Annotated in this window: 13 protein-coding genes; 10 read left to right on the top strand and 3 right to left on the bottom strand. The window is 61.1% G+C overall.

Annotated elements, in window-relative coordinates:
- Window positions 1-13 precede the first annotated feature (13 nt).
- Genes B1781_RS22320 through B1781_RS22290 form a run of 7 tightly spaced genes read left to right on the top strand, consistent with a single transcriptional unit; the run spans window position 14 to window position 8,094 of the window.
- Window positions 14-1,234 (top strand): TolC family protein, encoded by a 1,221-nt coding sequence (locus tag B1781_RS22320; protein ID WP_164513512.1) that lies wholly within the window; start codon window positions 14-16, stop codon window positions 1,232-1,234.
- Complete coding sequence (locus B1781_RS22315; protein ID WP_078121795.1) at window positions 1,231-2,316, top strand: efflux RND transporter periplasmic adaptor subunit; 1,086 nt, start codon at window positions 1,231-1,233, stop codon at window positions 2,314-2,316. The genes B1781_RS22320 and B1781_RS22315 overlap by 4 nt, the downstream gene beginning before the upstream one ends.
- Entirely contained in the window at window positions 2,316-5,390 is a 3,075-nt protein-coding gene (locus tag B1781_RS22310; protein ID WP_078121794.1) for an efflux RND transporter permease subunit, read from the top strand. Before B1781_RS22315 ends, B1781_RS22310 begins: the two co-directional genes overlap by 1 nt.
- A gap of 1 nt (window position 5,391) precedes the next feature.
- The gene (locus B1781_RS22305) at window positions 5,392-5,697 is read left to right on the top strand and encodes a DUF3240 family protein (RefSeq protein WP_078121793.1); all 306 of its coding nucleotides are present in this window, start codon (window positions 5,392-5,394) and stop codon (window positions 5,695-5,697) included.
- A gap of 35 nt (window positions 5,698-5,732) precedes the next feature.
- Window positions 5,733-6,071, top strand: coding sequence for a PepSY domain-containing protein (locus tag B1781_RS22300; RefSeq protein ID WP_078121792.1), 339 nt, complete (start codon window positions 5,733-5,735; stop codon window positions 6,069-6,071).
- On the top strand, window positions 6,071-6,736 hold the full coding sequence (locus B1781_RS22295) for a response regulator (protein WP_078121791.1): 666 nt from the start codon (window positions 6,071-6,073) through the stop codon (window positions 6,734-6,736). Before B1781_RS22300 ends, B1781_RS22295 begins: the two co-directional genes overlap by 1 nt.
- Window positions 6,733-8,094, top strand: a complete 1,362-nt coding sequence (locus tag B1781_RS22290) for a sensor histidine kinase (protein WP_078121790.1) — start codon at window positions 6,733-6,735, stop codon at window positions 8,092-8,094. Before B1781_RS22295 ends, B1781_RS22290 begins: the two co-directional genes overlap by 4 nt.
- A 102-nt stretch (window positions 8,095-8,196) precedes the next feature.
- Here the strand turns inward: B1781_RS22290 and B1781_RS22285 are convergent, their stop codons facing one another.
- Both B1781_RS22285 and B1781_RS22280 read right to left on the bottom strand, forming a co-directional pair.
- Window positions 8,197-8,550, bottom strand: coding sequence for a hypothetical protein (locus B1781_RS22285; protein WP_078121789.1), 354 nt, complete (start codon window positions 8,548-8,550; stop codon window positions 8,197-8,199).
- Window positions 8,551-9,017: 467 nt separating this feature from the next.
- Complete coding sequence (locus tag B1781_RS22280; protein WP_334223826.1) at window positions 9,018-10,853, bottom strand: SLC13 family permease; 1,836 nt, start codon at window positions 10,851-10,853, stop codon at window positions 9,018-9,020.
- A gap of 309 nt (window positions 10,854-11,162) precedes the next feature.
- On the opposite strand from B1781_RS22280, the gene B1781_RS23350 reads away from it, so the two are divergent.
- Together B1781_RS23350 and B1781_RS22270 are read left to right on the top strand one after the other, a co-directional pair.
- On the top strand, window positions 11,163-11,573 hold the full coding sequence (locus tag B1781_RS23350; protein ID WP_125932229.1) for a hypothetical protein: 411 nt from the start codon (window positions 11,163-11,165) through the stop codon (window positions 11,571-11,573).
- A gap of 51 nt (window positions 11,574-11,624) precedes the next feature.
- Window positions 11,625-12,059: a DUF2214 family protein gene (locus B1781_RS22270; protein ID WP_078121788.1), complete on the top strand. Its 435-nt coding sequence runs from the start codon at window positions 11,625-11,627 to the stop codon at window positions 12,057-12,059.
- Between the two features lie 109 nt (window positions 12,060-12,168).
- On the opposite strand, the gene B1781_RS22265 is transcribed toward B1781_RS22270, so the two are convergent.
- Window positions 12,169-12,594 (bottom strand): Spy/CpxP family protein refolding chaperone, encoded by a 426-nt coding sequence (locus tag B1781_RS22265; RefSeq protein WP_078121787.1) that lies wholly within the window; start codon window positions 12,592-12,594, stop codon window positions 12,169-12,171.
- A gap of 315 nt (window positions 12,595-12,909) precedes the next feature.
- On the opposite strand from B1781_RS22265, the gene B1781_RS22260 reads away from it, so the two are divergent.
- On the top strand, window positions 12,910-15,291 hold the full coding sequence (locus tag B1781_RS22260; RefSeq protein WP_078121786.1) for a cytochrome C: 2,382 nt from the start codon (window positions 12,910-12,912) through the stop codon (window positions 15,289-15,291).
- Window positions 15,292-15,318: the final 27 nt, after the last annotated feature.

Raw genomic sequence — 15,318 nt, 5'->3', positions numbered from 1 at the left:
GGGAGAAAGAACGGTGTTGAAAGAGAAATGGGCCGCCACGAGCCTGCTGGCTGTCTGGATGTGGAGTACGGCGGCGGTGTCAGCACCGGCGGCGCCGTCGCTCGCCGAGATGGTGGAGAGCGCGATCTCGCGTAATCCCGGTATCGAGTTGGCCGAGGCCGAGCGCAATGTCGGCAAGGCGCTCGAACGCAAGTCGAATCAGGTGTTCGCCGGCGATTTCACGGCGAACGTCAAGTACCAGACCGACACTATCGGCAGCGATCTGGGTTACCGCGAATGGGAAGGCGGTGTCGAGGTGCCGTTGTGGTTGCCGGGCCAGGCCGACAGCTATGCCCGCGAAGCGGACCAGACCCTGCTGGTGTCAGACGTCATGCAATCGGCCAGGCATCTGGAGATCGCCGGCGAGGTACGCGAGCGCCTGTGGTCGGCAGTGATCATGCGCAGCGAATCAGAGCAGGCGCAGGTTGCGCTCGATGCAGCCAAAGAGCTGTTCAACGACGTGCGCCGCCGCGTCGAAGCGGGTGAACTGCCGCGTACCGATCTGTTGCTGGCCGAGCAGGCAATGCTCGAACGCGAAGAAGCGGCGCAGCAGGCGCAGACGCGTGCCCGCCAGGCGGCACAACGATTTACCCGTTTCACCGGCTTCGATCTGCCGGAACAACCCACAGACGAGCAGGCGCAGACCGTCGACTCGATCAAACAAGACCACCCCGCATTGCTGCTCTCGCATGGCCGCGTCGAACAGGCGCGTGCGCGGCGTAACAGGGTGAGCGCCGAGCGCCGCACCGGGCCGAGCGTGTGGGTCGGCGGCAAATCGGCGAAGGCGATGGCCGGCAGTGATTACGATTCGGCAGTCGGTGTCGAGATCAGCATGCCGTTCGGTACCGGTGGCCACACCGCGCCCGCCCTGGCCGAAGCCGAGGCCGCGCTGACTCAGGCCCAGGTCGATCACGCCGCCGCGCAAATCGCGCTCGAAGACAAAGTCGCCGAAACCGGCTTGGAACTCGATCGCGCCAAGACCGCGCTCACCCAGACAGAACGACGCAGCCGCTTGGCAGCCCAAAGCCTGAAACTCAGCCGACGCGCCTTCTCGCTCGGCGAAACCGATCTGATCCGCCTGCTACAGGTGCAGGCCGATGCATTGGCCGCCCGGCATGACCTTGAACTCCGCCAGTTGGAGCTCGGTCAGGCCGTGGCCCGCCTCAATCAAGCTCAAGGAGTCATTCCACAATGAATAAGCGCTTACTGACTATCGTTCTGCTGAGCGCCCTGTGTGCCGGAGCCAACGCTGCGCAAAAGGCCACCATCGACGAGGCCCAGCGCGCCGCATTCGGTATTGAGACCGCTGCGGTCGAACCCGGACAGAGTGCATTGAGCAAACCGTATCCGGCAAAGGTCGCAGTGCCCAATGCACAACACCGCGTCGTCAGTGCGCCGCTCGATGGCGTCGTCGAGTCGCTGTTGGTGGCCGAAGGTGAGTCGGTGAAGGCCGGCCAGCCACTGGCACGCATGCGCAGCCAGGGGCTGCTGGACCTGCAGGCGGCATTCCTTGAATCGCGCACCCGTCGTCTGCTCAGTGGAGAGACCCTGGCGCGTGACAATCAACTGTTCAAAGAAGGCATCGTCGCCCGCCGTCGTCTGCTCGAGAGCCAATCGGCGCATCGCGAGATGGTCACCGCCGAGGCACGCAACCGTCAGGCATTGGTGTTGGCCGGTATGCCTGAAGCGGCGATCGATACCCTGGCGAAGACACAGGATCTGACCACGACGCTGGACGTTACCGCGCCACTCGATGGCGCCGTGCTCGAACAGTTGGCCACGGCAGGTCAGCGATTGGCTGCATCCGACCCACTGTATCGCGTCGGTGACCTGTCGACCTTGTGGATCGAGGTCCATGTGCCGCTCGAGGCGCTTGGCGAGGTAGGCCCGGGCAGCGATGTGCAGTTGTCGCAAGGCCTGTCGGCCAAGGTGATCACCGTCGGCCGCATGGTGCACGGCACCGACCAGGGTGTGCTGGTACGAGCCGAAGTCAGCCAGGGCACCGAGTCGCTGCGCCCGGGCCAGTTCATCGAGGCGCGCCTCGCGCAAACGGCCGATGTGCATGCCTTGCGTGTGTCGGCGAAGGCGCTGCTGCGCATCGACGGTGTTGACCAATTGTTCGTCGAACGTGCCGACGGCTACGAAGCGGTTCCGGTCGAGGTGATCAACCGTGAGGCGGATGCAGTCATCGTCAAGGGCGAGCTGTCGTTGGGTGACAAAGTGGTCGTCAGCGGCACCGTTGCGCTGAAGGCCGCACTCGCTGCAGGTGCTGAGTAATGCTTGCCAGGATCATTCAATTCGCGCTGACCCAGCGCCTGTTGGTACTGCTGTCGATGCTGGTGTTGATAGGCGGCGGCTGGCAGGCGTTTCGTACTACGCCAATCGACGCGTTCCCTGACGTTTCGACGACTCAGGTAAAGATCATCGTCAAGGCACCGGGGATGACACCGGAAGAGGTCGAGACGCGCATCACCGCGCCGATCGAGGTCGAGATGCTGGGTATCCCGCGCCAGGCGATGCTGCGCTCGGTGGCCAAGTATGCGCTAACCGATATCACGGTCGACTTCGCGGAAGGCACCGATATCTTCTGGGCGCGTCAGCAGGTCAGTGAACGCCTGAATGCCATCTGGGGCGACCTGCCGGCCGACATCAGTGGCGGCATCGCACCGATGACGACCCCGCTCGGCGAGATGTTCATGTTCACCATCGAAGGTGGCGATCTCGACACGATGCAGCGACGTGAGCTGCTCGACTGGGTGATCCGCCCTGCCCTGCGCGGCGTGCCCGGTGTGGCCGACGTCAACGCTCTGGGCGGCGAGGTGCGCACCTTCGAAGTCGTACCGGATAACGCACGGTTGACCGCGCGCGGTATCAGCCTCATGCAATTGCGCGCGGCGCTCGAGGCCAACAACCGCAACGACGGTGCCGGCCGACTCAACGACGGCGAAGAATCGCTGTTGGTGCGTACCGAGGGCAGCATCCGCACGCTCGACGACGTCGCACAGATCGTGGTCAAACCGGACGCGGTACAGCCGGTACGTATCGGCGATGTGGCCGAGGTCAATCTCGGGGCGCTGACGCGCTACGGTGCGGTAACCCACGACGGCGTCGGTGAGATCGTCGAAGGCCTGGTGCTCGGCCTGCGCGGTGCCAATGCACGCGACGTTGTGCAGGGCGTGCGCAGCAAGATTGCCGAACTCGAATCCAGTCTGCCAGAGGGCGTCAACATCCGCGTGTTCTACGACCGCGGCAATCTGGTCGAGCGCGCGGTCGGCACCGTGTCCAAGGCGCTGACCGAGGCCATCGTGCTGGTGTTGGTGCTGCTGGTGCTGTTCCTCGGTGATCTGCGTGCCGCACTGACGGTTGCGTTGATCCTGCCGCTGGCCGCATTGGCGACCTTCATTCTGATGAATACCTTCGGCCTGTCGGCCAACCTGATGTCGTTGGGCGGTCTGGCGATCGCGATCGGCATGCTGGTGGATGCGGCCGTTGTGGTGGTCGAAAACGTGGTGACCACGCTGGCGCACCATGGCGAGAAGGCCCGACTGCCGCGTCTGCACCTGATCTATCGTGCATCGCGCGAGGTCGCCGTGCCGGTGACCTCGGGCATCATGATCATCGTGATCGTGTTCCTGCCGCTGCTGACGTTGCAGGGCCTCGAAGGCAAGCTGTTCGTGCCGGTGGCGTTGACCATCGTGTTCGCGCTGACGGCCTCGCTGGTGCTGTCGCTGACCATCATCCCGGTATTGTCGTCATACCTGTTGGGCAAGCCCAAGCACGACGACCCGTGGCTGGTGCGCAAGATCGCGTCGGTCTATCTGCCGCTGCTGCAATGGAGTCTCAAACGCGGTCGCACCGTCGTTGTCGTGGCGATCGGCCTGCTGGTCGGCGCGGGCGCCTTGTACACCCAGGTCGGCAAGGCGTTCATGCCGTCTATGGACGAAGGCGACCTGATCGTACAGCTCGAAAAGCTGCCGTCGATCAACCTGGACAAGTCCATCGAGCTCGACCAGCGCGTGCAACGCGCGATCATGCAGAAGGTGCCCGAAGTGACCGGCATCGTGGCGCGAACCGGTTCCGATGAGCTCGGTCTCGACCCGATGGGCCTCAACCAGACCGACTCATTCCTTGTACTCAAGCCGCGCGAGCAGTGGCGTATGCAGACCAAGGACGAACTGATTGCAGAGATTCGCACGGTGCTCGAGCAGTTTCCGGGTGTCGACTACGCCTTTACCCAGCCGATCGAAATGCGCGTGTCCGAGATGTTGACCGGCGTACGCGGCGACCTTGCGATCAAGATCTTCGGCGACGATCAGGGTGAGCTCAATCGCACCGCCGAACAGATCGTGAGCGTGGTCGAAAAGATTGCCGGCGCCGAAGATGTGTTCACGCCACGCAATGAAGGTGCCTTGTACTACGAGTTGAAGGTCGACCGTCTTGCGGCCGGCCGTCTTGGGTTGGATGTCGATACGCTCGAAGACAGTCTGCGTTCACAGGTCGAGGGCGTGAAGGTCGGCACCGTCTATGAAGGAGCGCGGCGTACGCCGCTGGTGATCCGCGGCCCGGCCGATCTGCGTGATTCGGCTGCCGTGTTCGGCGCACTGCAGCTCACCCTGCCCGACGGTCAGCGCGTGCCGCTGTCGTCGCTGGTCACGCTCGAGCGTACCGAAGGTCCGGTGGCGGTACAGCGCGAGCGCGGCAATCGCATGGCCGTGGTGGTCGCCAACGTGTCGGGTCGTGACTTGGTCGGCTTCGTCGAAGAGGCGCGCCAAAAGGTTGCCGACGAGGTCAAACTGCCGGCTGGGTACTACTACGAATGGGGTGGCGAGTTCGAGAACCAGCAACGGGCTGCGCAGCGCTTGTCGGTGGTGGTGCCGGTCGCGGTCGGCATGATCTTCCTGCTGCTGTTCACCACCTTCCGCTCGATGCGTCAGGCGACGTTGGTGTTGACCAACGTACCGTTCGCGATGATCGGCGGCATCGTTGCCTTGTGGCTGACCAACGAATACCTATCGGTGCCGGCCTCGGTCGGCTTTATCGCCCTGCTCGGCATCGCCGTTCTCAACGGCGTGGTCATGGTCACCTACTTCAACCAGCTGCGTGCCCAGGGCATGCCGATCGAGCAGCTGGTGATCGAAGGCGCCAAACGCCGCCTGCGCCCGGTTCTGATGACCGCGAGCATCGCCGCGTTCGGCCTGGTGCCGTTGTTGTTTGCCAGTGGCCCGGGATCGGAGATTCAACGGCCGTTGGCCATCGTGGTGATCGGCGGGCTGATCTCGTCGACCGCGCTAACCCTGATCCTGCTGCCGATCCTCTACCGCCGCTTCGGCTTCGAGCCGAAAGGAGTCTGAAATGAGCGAAACCTGCCTGTTGAACCTGGTGGTCTCGCCCGAGGTCGAGGATACGGTCACCGACTGGTTGCTCGACCAGCCGACCGTCAGCGGTTTCACCAGCCACCCGATCGCCGGTCACGGCAGTTCGGAACATTCGATGTCGCTCGCTGAGCAGGTGGCCGGTCGGCGTCGCCAGGTGCTGTTCAAGCTGCATCTGCCGTGCGCCGACGCAGCCGACCTGCTGGCGGCGATCAAGGCGGCATTTCGCGGCAGCGGCATGCACTACTGGATGATTCCGGTGCTCGAATCGGGCCATCTGGGTTGATGGCCGATTTGTCGCGGTCGGTGTACGCTTCCTAGATGCTACGAGTAAACCCGAAGAACTGCGTGATCGCGGCACTCGCCGCGGCATGGTTTGCCGCCGGTGTGGCAATGGCATCGCATGACGGAAGCTGGCACGAGGAAGACAGTGCCTATGAGCAGGCGCGCGAGGCCGTGGAACATGGCGAGGCCCTGCCGTTGCACGAAGTACGTCAGCGCCTGCGCGAAACCTTTCCCGGCAAGATCGTCGCAACGCACTACGAGTTCGAGTTTGAACGCTGGGTTTACGAATTCAAGATTGTCGATCCGCAAGGCCAACTGCAAAAGGTTCATCTGGACGCCAAGACCGGCGAGTTCGTCATGAAATCGGACTACTGATGCGTATTCTTTTGGTAGAGGATGACCAAAAAGTTGCAGAAGGCGTCGTTGCCGCATTGGCATCGTCCGGATACGTCGTCGACCATGTGGCCGACGGCGAGACGGCCTGGTTCAAGGGCGGTACCGAACCCTACTCGGCAGTTATCCTCGATCTCGGCCTACCCGGCATGGACGGCTTGAGCATTCTCAAGCGCTGGCGTGAAGAAGGGCGCGATTTTCCGGTACTGGTACTGACCGCACGTGGCAGCTGGAACGAGCGGGTCGAAGGGATCGATGCCGGGGCCGACGATTATCTGCCCAAACCTTTTCGTATCGAAGAACTGTTGGCCCGTCTGCGCGCTATCGTGCGCCGTTCAACCGGACAGGCGACGGCGGTGATCGAGATTGGACCGCTGGCGCTCGACACACGCCAGATGCGGGTAGCGCTCGATGATGAGCCGGTGCACCTCTCGCCACAGGAATACCGCCTGGTCAGCTATCTGATGCAGCATGCCGGGCGGGTGGTCTCGCAACTCGAGCTGACCGAGCAACTGTATTCACAGGACTTCGAACGCGATTCGAATGCGATCGAGGTCATGGTCGGCAGGGTGCGCAAAAAACTCGGCAACAATCTTATCCAGACCCGACGCGGCTTTGGTTACATCATCGAGAAGCCCGAGTCGTGAAATTGCGCTCGCTACGCATCCGCCTGCTGGTCGCGGCGGCGGTATCCATTGGCGTAGCGTTGATCGTCGCCGGCTTCGGTCTGGTCGAGCTGTTCAGCCACCATGTCGAGCGCCGTCTCGACAGTGAACTCGAAACCCATCTGACCGAACTCATCGGCCGCATCGAACCCGACGGCAACGGTGGATTCAGATTGACCCGGCCGTTGTCCGATGCACGATTCGAACAACCACTGAGCGGGTTGTACTGGCAGATTCAGGACGATAAGCACCGTATCCTGAAGCGCTCACGCTCGATGTGGGATGCCCTCTTGCCGCTACCGCCGGACGAACTCACGTTGGGTGTCGTGCATCGCCACGAATTGCCCGGGCCGGCCGATCAATCGCTGCTGGTCCGTGAACAGCAGGTCATCGTATTTCCCACGACCGAGCCGCATCGGCTGCGAATCGTGGTTGCGATCGACCGCACCGATCTCATCAATGCACGCGATGCCTTCGCAGTCGATCTGATGCCCTACCTGGGCCTGTTGGCGGCCGTGCTGCTGATGGGCAGTTGGTGGCAGGTGCGCACCGGCCTTTCGCCGCTCGATCGCATCCGTCGCGGCGTGCATGCCGTGCGATCCGGCAACGATGCGCGGCTGTCGGAAACCTTTCCCGACGAGGTTCAGCCACTGGCCGATGAGATCAATGAATTGCTCGACGCCCGCGATCGCACCGTCGAGGCGGCGCGTGCCTGGACGGCCGATTTGGCGCACGGCTTGAAAACACCGTTGACTGCACTGACCGCCGATGCACAACGTCTGCGCAGCCAGGGCGAAGCAGGTATGGCCGACGATCTGGAACATCTCGCGCAGACGATGCGCCAGCGCGTCGATCGCGAGTTGATACGTGCGCGCCTGCGCAGCGAAGCGGCGGGTCGCGTGCAGCATGCCGATCTGGTCAAGGTCGTTGCCGGGGTCGTCAAGACGCTGCAACGTACACCCGCCGGCGAATCGCTCGATTGGGAGCTGGATCTGCCCGACCATGAAGATGTGCGGCTGCCACCGGCGGATCTCACCGAGCTGTTGGGCAATCTGCTCGACAATGCAACCAAGTGGGCACGCAGCCGCGTGCGTATTCATGCCGAGCTGGACCGTGAATGTATCGTGTTTATCGAAGACGACGGCCCGGGCGTGTCGGAACAGCAACGCCGCCTGATCGGTCAGCGTGGTATGCGTTTGGACCAACAGACATCGGGTACCGGACTCGGCCTGGCGATCGCCAGGGATATCCTCAACGCCTATGGCGGTGAATTGGAGTTCGGTGTGTCGAAGCTGGGAGGATTGAGCGTCTGTGTGCGTTTGCCGCCGCGGCAGACATGACTGAAATGGAATGCGGGCCAAGTGCTGGCTCGCGAACTGCGGCTGTCTTGAGTTGAACGATGACCGCCCTGGCATAGAGCCGCAGGGCGGTCATGTGACGGCTTAGAACTTTACGGTGTTCTCAAACGTCTTCAGCACGATGCGTGCCTTGGCCAGGTTGGCTTTGCTGCGGTCGAGTGCGAGGTAAACGAAGACGTCCGGATGCGCTGCCAGGGGGCGGATCAGGTGATACTGGGTGCCGAGGGAGATAAGGATGTCCTCGATGTAATCGTCTTCCAGGCCGATGTCACGCATGGCGCGCAGCTTTGCCTGGACCACTTCAGTGTTTGCCGCAGAAGCAGCTTCGATGTCGAACGTTCCTTGAACATTCGACTCGATAACCAAGCCGCTGGAAGAATCCACCAACGACATTGCAATGTAGCCATCCAGGGCCGACAGTTTTTCAATATCAGACATTTCAAATCACCTCACTCTATCGATACATTCGAATGCAGTCGGTTCATATCTCTTCCTCGATGGCGAGGCGTCAAAGAGAAATGGCGCTGCGGGTTTTCAACTGAACGCTGGTAGAAACGGGTTGCGACGTTCAAAGAATTTCCGCTATGCAGAGCGAGGCTGTTTTCCTCGAATCGTTGCGGTGCCCAGATACGGGATCTCTTCGTAACGCGATAGCCTCAGTCCGTGTCGTGCAGATCGTGATGGGCACCGGTTCTCGAACAACTGTTCAATGACCCGGGTAACGGCGTAGCCATGCTCAACTTGAGACGAAATTCACAAAAATAACGCTGGAATAATTCCGGTTTTTTGCTTTGTTAAGAACGACTTGCCTGTTTTCCGAAGTGCTTTCCGATTAGCGGTTGTTTGAATCCCAATCGATCGACAACAAGCCACTTAGGTCGATCTGTGCGGTGCGAAAACAGGCACTAGGCTGAGTGCAGCGGAAACACGATAGGAACCAACAGGATCGTGATCAACCACGCGATGATCTGCAGTGGTACGCCGATCCTGACGAAGTCGCTGAAGCGATACTGACCCGGAGCAAGGATCAGGGTATTGACCGGTGAAGCCACCGGCGTGGCAAACGCGGTTGAAGCGGCGATTGCAACGGTCATCAGGAAAGCGGTCGGTTCGTAATTGAGATCGACAGCCAGCCCCAGGGCAATCGGTGCAATCAACACCGTCGTTGCCGTGTTCGAGATGAACTGACTCAACAGCGAAGTGAGAACGAACAGGCCGGTCAGTATCACCAATACCCCGTAGCCCTCGAAAGTGTGGGTCAGCATGTTGATGATCAATGTTGCGCCACCGGTCTTGTCCAGTGCATCGGCGAGCGGCAGCATGCCGGCGATCAAAACCAGGCTTTGCCAGTTCATCGATCGATAGGCCTCTTCCATGTCGATGCAGCGCGTTATGACCATGGCCAGTGCCGCCAACATCACCGCGGTCAGGTTCGGCGTGAGTTGAAACACCATCAACACCAGCATGACGCTAACGATCACCACGGCCCACGGCGCCTGGTTACCGTGCCAGGTGCGCTCGGCGATCTCTTCCGGCATCTCCAGCAATACCATGTCGTTACGTGGTCCACTGAGCTTTTCCAGGTCGGTCCAGGCGCCGGCGACCAGCAGTACATCGCCGGCATGCAGTCGTGTGGTCTGAAAGTCGAACGGCTGCGGCCCGTCGCTACGCCGAATCGACAGGATGTTGAGGTGCTGGCGTTGGCGCAGGTCGCTTTCGTGCACGGTTTTGCCTTCCAGCGGCGAGCCCGGCGCAACGAGTGCCTCGGCAATGCCGAAGCTTTCACGGAAGCGGCGCAACAAGCCATGTGGAAAGCCGAGATCGGTGACACCGAGTTGCTTGGCATACTGTGCGACCGCCGACCCGGTCGCGGACACGATCAGGATGTCGTTGGCCTCCAGTTTGGTTTCGAGCAGCACAGGCTTGAGCGACGTCAGGATCGTGCCCTGCCGTTCGACGGCGATCACCGTAACGGTGAAGTTTCGCCGCAGTCCGACATTGCCGATCGTGTTGCCGACCAACACTGAATCGGGAAACACGCGCAGCCGGTGCAGGTGCGACTCCATCCCATGTGCGCGGGCCAGTTCCTGCAAACGGGGGCGTTGTCTTGTCGCCTGTCGTGTATCGTGTTTCGGCAGCAGGCGACGGCCGATGGTCAGCATGTACGCGACCCCCGCGAGCAGAATGACGCCGCCGATTGCGGTGAAATCGAAAAAGCCGAATCCTTGCCTGCCGGCATCGATCAATGCGCGATTGACGACAAGGTTTGGTGGCGTACCGATCAAGGTCAGCATGCCGCCGATCAATGAGGCGATCGCCAACGGCATCAACAGGCGCGAAGGCGCCAACCCGGCTTCGCGTGCCAGGCTCAGCACCACGGGAATGAACAGCGCGACCACGCCGGTAGAACTCATCAAGCCTGATAGCACGGCGACGACAGGCATCAACATCAAGATCAGTCGCGACTCGTTGCCCCCGGCCAGCGCGGCAATCTTCAATCCCACCCAGGCGGCAACGCCGGTGCGGTAGAGCCCTTCGCTGATCACAAACAGCCCGGCGATCAGCATGACCAGCGGATTGCCGAAACCGGACACCGCCTCGGCCGGCGTCAGGATGCCGGATACCGCCAATGCAATGATGACGAGTGCGGCCGTCAGGTCGAGCCGGACGCGGCCGCTGAAAAACAACACGATCGCGAACACGACCAAGGCATACACAAACCCGATTTGCCAGGACAACATCAGTCTCCGATCGTGTGGTTTAGATTCGTATCAATTCACGCCTGATCGCACGACGAGTCAAGTGTGTGGCGATGCGACAAGCCGATCGCCAGCATTGCGCTGCACATTTCTGGTGCAAAGCCGGCTTTCATCGACTGACCGAAGCGCACAAGAGTGGGCCGAGCTCACGTGTCTGCCGTGCATGTCGTCCGCATTGCTGCTTGCCGTACAAGACAGAGGCGCACTGGACAGCCCGGGCAACGACAGGGAAGATCGTTGCAATCGTCGGACCAACGGACGTGCCGACACTGTCGTCAGGGGAGAGAGCCTATGTTTCCGTGGTGGGTGCAGTGGGCACCGCAAATTCATTTTCCATTCAGCGGCAGTGTGGCGCAGCGCATCGCGCCGAGCACCGATTGGTTCTTCGGCTCGATCGATGCCGATGCGGGTAATGGGCGTATCGAGCAGAAGGCATTCGACATTGCGAGCTACGGCCGGCAGCTCGGCTTGCTGACCGAGGTATTGCTCGATATGGCTGAGCAACAACCGCCCGAGAGTGCCGAGGGTGCGGAGTCGTTGATGCGATTACGCGACATCAAGACGCAGATCGACAGAGTCAAACATCAGGAAACTGCCGACACGGTGGAACGTCTGATCAACGATCTGCGCTATCTGCGCGAGCAGCATCCAGACGACTATCCGCGGATACGTGAGCAGTTGCGCAGCTTGCTCGATGAATAGTGCGCGGCGCCCTGCGCGAATTGCGGATCGCCACCAACGGTAGTTGCCATCATGTTGGAAACCCTCGTCAGATACGTGCACTTCATCGGCATCCTCGCGCTCGCGGCGACGCTGTTCCACGAGTATCTGTCGCTGAGGCCTGCAACACCGGCGGCGACCATCCGCCGGCTGGCGCGCGTCGATGCTGTGTACGGCCTGAGTGCGTTGGCCGTATTGGCGGCCGGTCTAGCGTTGTGGTTTCTGGTCGGCAAGCCTGCTTCTTTCTACTCGGGCAACGTGCTGTTTCATCTCAAGCTGGGGCTGTTTGTCGTGATCGGCGTACTCTCGATCTATCCGACTGTCTTTCTGCTGCGCCAGCGCAACGCCGACGCCAGCACCGTCGTTGTGCCGCGACGCTTGCTGATCGTGTTGAAAGTGGAAATGGCGATGTTGGTCTTGATGCCCCTGTTGGCTGTCTTGATGGCTCGCGGCTACGGCTTGCCGTGACCGATGAGGTTTCGGCAGTGATGCAGGGGGCTCGACGGCGAAGTCGAGCGCAAAAAAACGGGCCTCAACGGAGGAGGCCCTAGGAGGAGATGACGATCTCTCGTTTGGTCTAAAGGGAGGCGCGGTAACTCGCGACCACCTTGTCGAACTGTTCCGGGGTCAGGGTGTCGCGCAGCATGCGCGTGCACAGGCTGCGCATTTCGATCAGCCGTGTCTGCTTCGCGGCAAATTCTTTCTTCAGCGCCTCGCGGGTCATACGGTCGGCGCCGGTAAGGATCGCTTCGCGCAGCTGATCGCGGATCTCCAACGTCTCGGCTTCGAGTGCCTCGCGTTTGGCCGGCGCATCGGCCAGCCAGGCGTCGAGTTTGTCCGACTGCGCTTTCGTCAACTGCAGATCGGCGCGCATCTTTTTGACCTGTGGCATCAGCTCGACGATCGGCTGCCCAAGTTCGGCGACGTCGGCACTACTCGCAGTGGCAGGCATCACAAGGCACAGGGCGAGGATTGAGGCGCCCAGGGTTTTCGAAATTTTCATTTTGCGTCGCTCCAACGGTTGTCGACTGCAGTCGGCGTTTGCGTGTTGCGCCACAGTGAACCGCGAACACCGAAGTGCGGACAATGCGATTCGTCAATTGCCGCCAGCCGACAGCCGTATCCATCGATTAGGCCGTGAATCGACGCTGCACCATGACAAATATCAATTGCGGCACCTCTTCTTGATGCAGCTCAAGTTAATTACCTGAGTCTTTGTGTAGTTTTTTCGCTCAAGCGGCCTCCCGTTCCCCAAGGAAATGTTTGTTCGCGGCAGGATGCTGGGCGTGAGAGCCGTTACCGCCTGGGGAGGCTCGTCATGAAAAGAACGTTCGTGCCACTCGCAATCATGCTGATTGCGGGGTTCGCTTATTTTTCCTCCGCGACCGCAGCGGCCGCAGCCAAAACCGGTTGTGTGAGTTGTCACGACGGCATCGAAGACATCCGTGACGACCAGGCGGTGATGATGTTGCAGATCAAGGCCATCGGCGCCGCCAACGGCGATCCCGAAGGCTGCGTTGTGTGTCATGGCGGCAACCCGACGGCGACTGAAGCCGAGGCCGCGCACAAAGGTGCGCCCGATGCCTTGCTCAAAGGTAACGGACCGAAAACCTTCTACCCCGATCCGGGTTCCGTGTGGATCGCCGAGAACACCTGTGGGCAATGTCACAGCGGCTACGCCTACCGGGTCGAGCGCTCGTTGATGAACACCGAGGCGGGCAAGATCCAGGGCAACCTGCATACCTGGGGTATCGCCGAGGTACAGAACCACAAGGTGCCGTGGGGCAACTACGACGTCAAAGACACCGACGGCCAGGTGCCGCAGGTCGGCTCTGACGAATACAAGGAATACATGAAGGCGATGATCGCCGCGCACGGTGATCAGTTCCCCACTGAACTCACCCAGGTGCCGCAGCCTTCGGTCGAAGAGATCGAGAAGGATCCCAAGCTCGCCGGTTTCACCTACCAGCGTCAGCAATGTCAGCGTTGCCACGTCGGTATCAAAGGCCGTGAGAAGCGCGGCGATTATCGCGGCATGGGCTGCTCGTCATGCCACATCCCGTATGGCAACGAAGGCTATTACGAGGGCAACGACCCGACAATCAATAAAGAAGAAAAGGGTCATATGCTGACCCACAAGATCCAGGCGACCCGCAAGACCAAGGTCAAGCATGGTGACGTCGAATACTCGGGTATCCCGGTTGAAACCTGTAACTCCTGCCACAACCGCGGCAAGCGTATCGGCGTGACCTACCAGGGCCTGATGGAGTTCCCTTACGGCTCGCCGTACAACGAGAAGGGCGGCAAGCAGCCGAAACTGCATACCAAGAACTATCTGTTCATCTCCGACGACCTGCATCACCAGATCGATTCACGTCCGGAGAACCCGAAGGGTGGCCTGCTGTGCCAGGACTGCCATACCTCGATCGACATGCACGGTGACGGCAATATCTTCGGTACCACCTTGGCGCAGGTCGAGATCGAGTGTCAGGACTGCCACGGCACCACCGACAAACTGCCGTGGGAACTGCCGCTCGGCTACTCCGAAGAGTTCGCCAAGGATCTGCCGCAGACCGAGCGTGGCCTGAGCGATACGCCGCAGACCGAAACGGCCGCCTTCGCCACCACCTACGACAAGCGTGAAGGCTATCTGAAGACGGCACGCGGCAATGCCTTCGGCAACGTCGTCAAGGATGGCAAGAAGGTTGTCATGCATTCGGCCACCGGCAACGACTTCGAGGTGCCGCTGCTCAAGCAGCTCAAGCTCGACAACAACTGGAAGAGCCCGGATGCCATGGTGGCGATGGACTCGGTGGTCAAGCACAACGAGAGCCTCGAGTGCTACGCCTGTCATGCCTCATGGGTACCGCAGTGCTACGGCTGCCACGTGCAGGTCAACTACGGCAAGGACGACGACGGCAAGCCGTACCAGGACACCGACTGGCTGGCCGGCGGCTCGATCCGCGACGAATCGGGTCAGACCGCCGAATCGCCGCTGGGCACGCATGGCCTCAAGAGCCCGGGCAAGGTGTTCGAGACGCGCTCCTACCTGCGTTGGGAAGAGCCGGTGCTGGGCATCAACGGCGAAGGCCGCGTGACCCCGCTGATGCCGGGTTGCCAGATCGTGTATACGGTGTTCGACCGCAACAACGAGGTGGTCGCCCTGAACCAGCTCGGCAAATCGTTCGACGAGCAGAAAGAGCTCGGCCAGGAGCGTACGCCGGATGCGATCGATATGGCGCCGGTGCAGCCACACTCGGCACAACGCAAGGCGCGTACCTGCGAGTCCTGCCACAACAACCCGAAAGCGATGGGTTACGGCATCTCCGGCGGCGTGTTCCAGACGCGTTACCCGGTCGACATCGTCGAGGACCTGATCGATCAGAAGACCGGGCAGGTGATCCCGGGTCGTCACCAGATCCAGATCCCGAAGATCGCCGATCTGGACTACGACTGGTCGACCATTATCAAGGATGGCCAGCAGACGCAGACCGTCGGCACCCACTGGCCGCTGTCGCGCTCGTTGCCCAAAGAGATGCGTGACGGCATGGAGCGTACCGGCCTGTGCCTGGGTTGCCACCGTGAGATGACCAACGCCGAACTGTGGGCCAAGGTCTCGACCCCCGGCACGCTGACCGACGCCGAGCATATCGAGATGCTCAACAAATTGCTCAAGACTTACGCCGAGTCGAAGAAGTAACGTTCGCGACGGCATCCCCGGTAATAT

It is taken from the genome of Thiosocius teredinicola (genome assembly GCF_002009425.1).
In the GTDB taxonomy this organism is placed as follows: domain Bacteria; phylum Pseudomonadota; class Gammaproteobacteria; order Chromatiales; family Chromatiaceae; genus Thiosocius; species Thiosocius teredinicola.
Note: the sequence above shows the minus strand (reverse complement) of the source record. Positions and strands in the feature narration are given on the sequence as shown.

Coding starts and splice junctions, on each gene's coding strand:
- B1781_RS22315 (WP_078121795.1), top strand. CDS start 1,231: ATGAATAAGCGCTTACTGACTATCGTTCTGCTGAGCGCCCTGTGTGCC.
- B1781_RS22310 (WP_078121794.1), top strand. CDS start 2,316: ATGCTTGCCAGGATCATTCAATTCGCGCTGACCCAGCGCCTGTTGGTA.
- B1781_RS22305 (WP_078121793.1), top strand. CDS start 5,392: ATGAGCGAAACCTGCCTGTTGAACCTGGTGGTCTCGCCCGAGGTCGAG.
- B1781_RS22300 (WP_078121792.1), top strand. CDS start 5,733: ATGCTACGAGTAAACCCGAAGAACTGCGTGATCGCGGCACTCGCCGCG.
- B1781_RS22295 (WP_078121791.1), top strand. CDS start 6,071: ATGCGTATTCTTTTGGTAGAGGATGACCAAAAAGTTGCAGAAGGCGTC.
- B1781_RS22285 (WP_078121789.1), bottom strand. CDS start 8,550: ATGTCTGATATTGAAAAACTGTCGGCCCTGGATGGCTACATTGCAATG.
- B1781_RS22280 (WP_334223826.1), bottom strand. CDS start 10,853: ATGTTGTCCTGGCAAATCGGGTTTGTGTATGCCTTGGTCGTGTTCGCG.
- B1781_RS23350 (WP_125932229.1), top strand. CDS start 11,163: ATGTTTCCGTGGTGGGTGCAGTGGGCACCGCAAATTCATTTTCCATTC.
- B1781_RS22270 (WP_078121788.1), top strand. CDS start 11,625: ATGTTGGAAACCCTCGTCAGATACGTGCACTTCATCGGCATCCTCGCG.
- B1781_RS22265 (WP_078121787.1), bottom strand. CDS start 12,594: ATGAAAATTTCGAAAACCCTGGGCGCCTCAATCCTCGCCCTGTGCCTT.
- B1781_RS22260 (WP_078121786.1), top strand. CDS start 12,910: ATGAAAAGAACGTTCGTGCCACTCGCAATCATGCTGATTGCGGGGTTC.